The 8277-nt window shown below is 40.8% G+C and carries 7 protein-coding genes and 1 other RNA gene; 6 read left to right on the plus strand and 2 right to left on the minus strand.

Going from position 1 to position 8277, the window contains the following annotated elements; translation table 11 throughout:
- The 3 genes from Q0625_RS01010 to Q0625_RS01020 all read left to right on the plus strand — a co-directional run.
- Positions 1–942: leucine-rich repeat domain-containing protein (locus Q0625_RS01010; RefSeq protein ID WP_298823048.1), on the plus strand; the 942-nt coding region annotated here is incomplete at its 5' end.
- A 74-nt stretch (positions 943–1016) separates the two neighbouring features.
- Positions 1017–2036: an MbnP family protein gene (locus tag Q0625_RS01015; RefSeq protein WP_298823050.1), complete on the plus strand. Its 1020-nt coding sequence runs from the start codon at positions 1017–1019 to the stop codon at positions 2034–2036.
- A gap of 91 nt (positions 2037–2127) precedes the next feature.
- Positions 2128–3156 (plus strand): cytochrome c peroxidase, encoded by a 1029-nt coding sequence (locus Q0625_RS01020; protein WP_298823051.1) that lies wholly within the window; start codon positions 2128–2130, stop codon positions 3154–3156.
- On the opposite strand, the gene Q0625_RS01025 is transcribed toward Q0625_RS01020, so the two are convergent.
- Together Q0625_RS01025 and gyrB are read right to left on the minus strand one after the other, a co-directional pair.
- The gene (locus tag Q0625_RS01025; protein ID WP_298823052.1) at positions 3157–3570 is read right to left on the minus strand and encodes a hypothetical protein; all 414 of its coding nucleotides are present in this window, start codon (positions 3568–3570) and stop codon (positions 3157–3159) included.
- Complete coding sequence (gyrB, locus tag Q0625_RS01030; RefSeq protein ID WP_298823053.1) at positions 3563–5533, minus strand: DNA topoisomerase (ATP-hydrolyzing) subunit B; 1971 nt, start codon at positions 5531–5533, stop codon at positions 3563–3565. The genes Q0625_RS01025 and gyrB overlap by 8 nt, the downstream gene beginning before the upstream one ends.
- A gap of 150 nt (positions 5534–5683) precedes the next feature.
- Between gyrB and Q0625_RS01035 the strand changes: the two genes are divergently transcribed.
- The 3 genes from Q0625_RS01035 to Q0625_RS01045 all read left to right on the plus strand — a co-directional run bounded on the left by Q0625_RS01035 (position 5684) and on the right by Q0625_RS01045 (position 8267).
- On the plus strand, positions 5684–6544 hold the full coding sequence (locus tag Q0625_RS01035; RefSeq protein ID WP_298823054.1) for a neutral zinc metallopeptidase: 861 nt from the start codon (positions 5684–5686) through the stop codon (positions 6542–6544).
- A 36-nt stretch (positions 6545–6580) separates the two neighbouring features.
- An RNA gene (gene rnpB / locus Q0625_RS01040) (RNase P RNA component class A) lies at positions 6581–6884 on the plus strand.
- A 75-nt stretch (positions 6885–6959) separates the two neighbouring features.
- On the plus strand, positions 6960–8267 hold the full coding sequence (locus tag Q0625_RS01045; protein WP_298823055.1) for a Fic family protein: 1308 nt from the start codon (positions 6960–6962) through the stop codon (positions 8265–8267).
- Positions 8268–8277: the final 10 nt, after the last annotated feature.

Raw genomic sequence — 8277 nt, forward strand, 5'->3', positions numbered from 1 at the left:
GACCCAATCCAGCCTTTAAATGATTTCTCTCTGTCTCAAAATAGGGTATCTCTCACTAAAGATTCTCAACAGAAAATAACTATTACTTCTGGAAATGGAGAATATACACTTACTCAATCAGAAGAGAGCAAGAAAGTAGCTCAAACTTCCATTTCCTCTGATAAAAAAGAGATTGTTATTAAGGCTATTACTGAAGGAAAAATCTCTGTAGAAATCACAGATGTTCTTGCTAAGAAATCTGCTTCTTTAGAAATTTCTATATTTTCCAAAGTAACTCCTCAAGATTATGAACTAAGTCAAGACAAGAAAACCCTAATCAAATGGAAAGGAGCTCATACAAAAAGTTTGGATATGAATATTATAGAAGCTCTCAAAGGAGTTACAAATATAGGAGAAGAAGCCTTTTCAGGAAATAAAAATATTGAACTAGTTGTTCTTCCTAAAGCGCTTACCTCTATAGCTGATCAAGTTTTTATGGATTGTTCCAATCTAAAATCAGTATCCATTCCCGATACAGTTACAAGCATTGGAAGAGGTGCTTTTGGGGATTGTACAAAGTTAGCAGAAGTACAGCTTCCTAAGGGGCTTACTGAAATCCCAAATACATTCTTCTATGGATGCAAATCTCTTGCTAAAATTACGATTCCTGAAGGAGTTCAATCTGTTGGTTTTAACGCCTTTGAACAAACGCTTATCAAAGAAATCATTTTCCCTGCTGCTCTCAAAACATTAGATACTGATGTGGTTGCATGGTGTGAAAAGTTAGAGAAAATAGTTTTTAAAGGTTCCACCCCTCCTACTATTGATTATAGTTCTTTAAAAAGAAAAGTAGAGAATCCTCCTTTGAAAATATATGTTCCTAAAGGGAAAAAACAAACCTATATTGATAGCTCTGAAGAATGGAAAGACTTAGAAGAGCTTATTGTAGAGAATAATTCTTAATTACTTTTCTAAAATTCAATCACAGATTTAATATATTTATTTCATTAAATATTATAATTTAAATACTAATAAAAATGAGAAAATTCAAAACACTCCTCATGGCTATCACTACTGTGGCCGCACTCTCTTCATGTAGTAAAAAAGACGATAATAACGATTCAACTCCTGCAAAGGTCTCCTTACAATTTGACAATTATGTAGGAACAGAAAAACTTGCCTTAGGAGCTAGTGCTAGTGCTGCAAAAGCCTACACCTCTAATGGACAAACACTTAAATTTTCAGAAGTAAAATATGTGATTACCAATGTAGTGCTTGTGAAAGCCGATGGTACTAAAGTACCTTATCATACTGAAGATTTGGACAAAGGTGGTTTCCTAATCAACCAAGCTAAAACAGCTTCCTTGACTCCTGTGCTTAGTGGTATTCCAGAAGGAGAGTACAAAGGTATAGAATTTGGCTTGGGTGTAAAAAAAGAACTTAATAACCTTAAGCTCCAAGACAAATTTCCTAACTTCTACCGTCTTACAGGAGAATTTAAGCATTCGGGAATCATGCACTGGGAATGGGCTAATGGCTACCGCTTTGTAAAACTCGAAGGCTGGTACTCCAATCCTACCCCTGGTAAAAACAAAAAAGGAGAAGCCCTCCCTGCTATCACAAATGGAGAACTCTCTATCCATATAGGTAGTGCTTTCAAAGGGACTAAGGTCATAGGTGAAGACAAAAAAGTAAAAGGAATTGAAAATGAAACTCTTAATATTGATAGAGATGCTTTCCGCTTTGTTTCCTTAGACTTCCCTAAAAACCTCTCTGTTAAGGGCGGAGCTACCGCTAAGGTAACTATCAAGGCTGATTTTGATAAGCTCATCAATGGTACTAACAAAATCTCCCTAAATGGAAAAATCCCAGTAGTGCATAGCCTTAATAATATGTTCCCTTTCGTTAATAACATAGGAGGTAACCAAGACCTTGAAGGTAAGAAAATTATTGTAAAGGACATCAATGATCCTCAGAAAGCTCAAGAAGGCTTTGACAATTCAGAAAGCTCTGCCTTAGACAAAGCAGGTATGTTCTCTGTACTTAGCGTAGAATAATTGCTTTCATACTAAATTGATTAGAGCCTGTACTTGAAATCCATCCATTGAAAGTACAGGCTTTTTAAAAATCTATTTTACATTATTATCTATGAAAAACATACTAATTATCTCTCTTTTACTTCCCCTTTTATATTCATGCAACAAAAACAACACCGAAGAAACTCTACAAATAGCCAATCCAAGGCTTCCGCTTGCTATTCCTACCAATTTTCCTCCTCTAAATCCTCTTATAGAGACGGCTTACCCTACTCAATATGGAGTAGCTTTAGGTGACAAACTCTTCCATGAGGTACGCCTAAGTCGGGATAACTCTATCTCTTGTGCGACCTGCCATATCCGCGGACAAGCTTATGCTGATAGGAATGCTCGTGCTATCGGTGTTGCTGGCAGAATAGGACTACGCAATACCCCTGCTATACAGAACATGGCTTTCCTAACCCAATATATGTGGGACGGAGCAGTGGTTGATCTTAAGGAACAACCCGTAACTCCTATTGTAACCCATGAAGAAATGGATTCCTCTCTGCTAGAAGCCATTGAAAAGCTCAAAGAAGATGAGAGCTACAAACAAGCCTTTACCAAAGCTTACGGAGATAGCCATATCACCTCGGATCGGATACTGGAAAGTATTGCCCAATTCATGTATACTCTGATCTCAGCCAATAGCAAGTATGACCATGTTACTCGAGACCATACAGCAACTTTCACCCCTTTGGAACAACAAGGATATACCCTTTTTGAAGCCAAATGTGCCTCTTGTCATAAGGGAGTCTTACAAACTGATGAATCTTTTAGAAATATTGGCTTTCCTGAGCACCCTGATACTGTAGAGGAAGCAGGGCGTGGTCGTGTTACAGGCAGTGAAGACGACCTATATCGTTTTCGGGTACCCTCCTTACGCAATGTAGAATATACGGCCCCTTATGGGAGTTTTGGACAATTCGCTACCCTGAAAGAAGTATTGGATTATTTTGATAGTGGTGTAAAGGATTACCCAAATTTAGACCCTATGCTGAAGAATAATGGCAGGAGAATCCCCCTTACTGAAGAAGAAAAAGAAGCTCTCATAGCCTTTATGAAGACCCTAAGTGATCCGAAATTCATAGGGAGAGAGTAATTATTTGGCCAAGACGGTTTTCATCTCTCCTTGGGCAATACATATATCCTCTAGGTAGGTTTCCATACTAACCAAAGTAACATCCATAAACTCTTGAACAATTGTTATAGACGTTTTTATATGAGCTCCCACAGGTGGGAGCTTGTATATTTCTATATGCTTGATAGCACCTATATAGCCCATAGGAGCCGGCTGATGATTAAGATAGTAGCCGTACCCCTTATGTAGGGCGGTGCTTTGTGCCATATGTTCTATAAGGCCAGAGGCGGAAAGGCTACCTTCATGAACAAATATATTGTCTTCTAAGACAGTAAGCCCTACCACGGCTGTGGTAGGGCTGTATTCCCATAGCGTATCCACCATAATTATAGGGGCACGCTGAGGTATGAGTTGGTTAATAGGTATATTAAGCATCTATATTGGCATACTTGGCATTTTTCTCAATGAACTCACGGCGAGGTGGTACATCATCACCCATGAGCATAGAGAAGATTCTATCGGCTTCTACAGCATTTTCTATATTTACCTTTCTTAGGGTACGGTGAGCTGGGTTCATAGTGGTATCAGCCAACTGATCAGCATTCATCTCTCCCAAACCTTTGTAGCGCTGTACCGTTACCTTAGTTTGTGCTTGTTCGTAGAACTCTTTAGTAAGGGCATCACGTTCTTCATCTGACCAAGCATATTGTTCTTTCTTCCCTTGTTTAAGCAGGTAAAGTGGAGGAGTAGCTATATACACATGTCCTTCCTCTATCAGCTCACGCATATAGCGGAAGAAGAAAGTAAGAATCAGTGTAGCGATGTGCGAACCATCCACATCGGCATCACTCATGATAATTACTTTGTGGTATCTTAGTTTACTTATATTAAGCGCTTTAGAATCCTCTTCGGTTCCTATGGTTACCCCTAGGGCAGTATAGATATTCTTAATCTCCTCATTCTCAAACACTCTATGCTGCATTGCTTTCTCCACGTTAAGGATCTTACCTCTTAGTGGTAGAATCGCTTGGAATTTCTGGTCACGTCCTTGCTTAGCAGTACCCCCTGCTGAATCCCCTTCGACTAAGAAAAGCTCACAGTTAGCAGGATTTCTATCTTGGCAATCTGCCAATTTGTTAGGCAAGCCTGCTCCTCCCATAGGGGATTTTCGCTGTACTGCCTCACGTGCTTTCTTAGCTGCTAAGCGAGCTTGAGCCGCTAAAATCACCTTATTGACAATCGTTTTGGCATCTTCAGGGTTTTCTTCCAAATAGCTCTCAAGCATATCGGAAACCGCTTGGGAAACAGCAGCCGTTACTTCTCGGTTACCTAGCTTAGTTTTGGTTTGTCCCTCAAACTGAGGTTCTGCCACCTTAACTGAGATAATCGCGGTGAGCCCTTCGCGAAAGTCATCCCCTGATATTTCCAAAGGATTCTTCTTGTCCTTGCTAGCTTTCTCTAGCAGACCCGACTTATCAGCATAGTTCTTCAGCGTACGAGTAAGCCCCATACGAAATCCTTGCAAGTGAGTACCCCCCTCGTGTGTATTGATATTATTGACATACGAATGAAGGTTTTCATTGAAGGAATCATTATAGATCATAGCTACTTCTACAGGGATATCATTCTTTTCCCCTTCCATAGAAATGATTTTTTTGATGATTGGCGTACGATTGCCATCCAAGTATTGGATAAACTCTTCCAAACCCTTTTCTGAATAGAACGATTGGCTAACAGGCTCTCCTTTTTCGTTCTTATTGCGAAAGTCTGTAAGAGTGATACGAATACCCTTGTTTAGGAAAGCCAATTCACGAATACGATTGGCTAAAATATCGTAATTGAACTCTATTGTCTGTTGGAATATCTCGGTATCAGGCAAGAAAGTCACCTTAGTACCACGCTTATCTGTAGTTCCTTTTTCCTTTACTTGATAGAGGGCTACCCCACGCTCATATTCTTGTTCCCATATCTTTCCATCACGATATACAGTAGCTGTCAAGTGTGTAGATAGGGCATTCACTACGGAAACCCCTACCCCATGCAAACCTCCAGATACCTTGTAGGAGCCTTTGTCAAACTTTCCTCCAGCCCCTATTTTGGTCATTACCACCTCAAGGGCGGAAACACCTTCTTTTTTGTGTATATCCACAGGGATTCCACGCCCGTTATCCTCCACCGTTACCGAGTTATCAGGATTGATAAATACGGATATGGTGTCACAATATCCAGCAAGTGCCTCATCTATAGAGTTGTCCAACACCTCATACACTAAGTGGTGTAAACCTCTCACCCCTACATCGCCTATATACATGGAAGGACGCACACGTACGTGCTCCATTCCCTCTAAGGACTGAATATTATCTGCTGAATATTTGTTTGGGTCTAATTGTTCGCTCATTCCTTTTGCTAATAAAAAATTCGGACAAAGATACAATCTTTTTTTATCATTTACAAATATTTTTCTTAGAAAATTAGGGCGCCAATTAGTCTATTAGTTGATTGGCTAATTGACAAATTATCCTTATCTTTGCCCCCAAAAAATACTATTATGAAGTGGCAAGGAAGACGACAAAGTGACAACGTGGAAGACCGCCGTGGGGTGAGTACCACAGGAAAAGTAGCCGCTGGTGGCGGTCTAATAGGAATTGTAATTGTCCTACTCCAACTCTTTGGAGGAGAAACAGGACAAGCTGTAGCTCCCCTCTTGGAACAGTTCAACCAAGCAGGACAAACAACCCAAGTGGCCAATGAGGCCGATCTTACCGAAGAACAAAAGGAAATCAAAGCCTTTACAGCTACCGTATTGGCTGATACTGAGGATGTTTGGGAGAAAATATTTGCAGAAAACAACTTAGGTACTTATCAGAAACCTACCTTAGTTCTTTTCACCGATGCGGTACAAACTGCCTGTGGAAACGCCAGCAGTGCCGTAGGACCATTCTATTGCCCTGGTGATCATAAGCTGTATATGGACATGAGTTTCTTCGAGGAGCTTCGCACACGCTTTGGCGCCAAAGGGGGTGACTTTGCTATTGCTTATGTGATGGCACATGAGGTAGGACACCATATCCAAACACTCTTAGGTACCTCTAAAAAAGTACGCCAAGCCCAACAGGGACTCAGCCAAAAGGAAGCTAACAAGCTCTCAGTAGCACTAGAACTCCAAGCCGATTTCTATGCGGGAGTATGGGCACACTATGACAAGCAGTATCTCGATGCCGACGATATTGAAGAAGCGGTAAGTGCGGCCAATGCCGTGGGCGACGATGCTATCCAAAAGCGCATGCAAGGTCAAGTTGTTCCCGATTCTTTTACTCATGGCACCTCCAAACAACGAGTTGAATGGTTTATGAAAGGCTACAATACAGGTGACATCAATCAGGGAAATACTTTTGATAGTGTAAGATAAAACATGAAAAGTGCATAGCTTTCACTTAATAAAGTTTGGGTAAATCAGCTTATCGCTACCCTCGGGTAGAGGAAAGTCCGGACACCACAGAGCGCTATAGCGGGTAACGCCCGTCCGTCGTAAGGCGAGGACCAGTGCAACAGAAAGCAAGTACAGTTCGGCTGTAGTGAAATCAGGTAAACTCTATAGGGTGCAACGCCAAGTAAACCGATAACTAAGAGTGGCTCGCTCAATGTCGGAGGGTAGGCGGTTAGAATGGTCTGGCAACAGCCCATCCAGATAAATGATAAGCACTTCCCCCTAGGGAAGCACAGAATCCGGCTTATGATTTGCCCAACCTTTTTAAATAAAAAATGCGAGATTTTTGTAAAATCTCGCATTTTTTATTATCTTTGCACTTGTCAAACTTTAGACTATGATAGAAACACCACCTCCTTTTACCGCTACCCCTGAGGTAGTCTCTCTACTGGAAACCTTAGTCGATACAAAGCAACTCTCTGATATACAAAACGATTATCTCTATTGGGACAAAATAAAGTACAAGGCTAAGGAAGTCACCACTCCCCTGCTGTGGCAGGCCATTAAGCTACATAGAAAACTCAATGCACGAAAGATTTCCTTTGGAGACTATAGCTTTACTTTTGTCTTAACTGATTTTATCCAAGAAACCCTATATCTGTTTGATACACAACTAAGTGGAAATCTCTCTAATTCTATAGACATACCACAGATGGATAAGGTAAAATTCATGGTCAGCTCCCTTATGGAAGAGGCCATCGCCAGTAGCCAAATAGAGGGCGCCAACACCACCCGAAAAAAGGCTAAAGAGATGATTCAGCAAGGGAAAAAACCCAAAGATAAGTCCGAACAGATGATTCTGAACAACTACACCACCATGCAACATCTGGTGGCTCATTCCCTCCAGCCCCTTTCTGAAGAGACCTTACTATATATTCATCAACTTATCACCCATAAAACTCTTGATAACCCCGCAGAAGAGGGGGCTTTTCGCCAAAACAACGAGATACATGTAGTGAATTTTTCTAACAATGAAATTGTACATACTCCTCCTGAATATACTGAAATTCCTAACCTTATAGGAGAATTGTGTACTTTTTTCAACACCAACACGCATCCTTTTATCCACCCTCTCATCAAGGCCTGTATCCTACACTTTATGATAGGTTTTATACATCCGTTCGTAGATGGTAATGGCCGTACTGCTCGTGCTGTTTTCTACTGGTATCTGCTCAAGGAAGGGTATTGGCTAACGGAATACCTTTCTATTTCCCGTATGATTAAGCAGAGCAAAGGACAATATGAAAAAGCCTATCTCTATACAGAAGCAGATGACCATGACCTTACCTATTTTCTTTCCTATCAATTCAAAGTACTACACAAGGCTTACGAAGCCCTCAGGCAGTACCTCCAGATGAAGCAAAAGGAAGCCTACCAAGTGGCACATCTGCTAAAAATCTCAGGGGTCAATGAACGTATGGCTGAGCTATTGAAGCTCTTCTACGACGAACCTGAACGTATCCTTACCATCAAGGAAGTAGAACATCGCTTTCAGGTATCCAACTACACCGCCCGTACCGACCTAAAAGCCTTGGTCAATATGGGGTTCTTGGAGGTTATCAACGTCAATCAAAAGAAACAAAACTTTGTCCGTTCTCCTCATTTTCTCCAATTATTAGAAGAAAAAAATGCGAGATTTTTGTAAAATCTCGCAT

It is taken from the genome of uncultured Capnocytophaga sp. (assembly GCF_938029845.1).
In the GTDB taxonomy this organism is placed as follows: domain Bacteria; phylum Bacteroidota; class Bacteroidia; order Flavobacteriales; family Flavobacteriaceae; genus Capnocytophaga.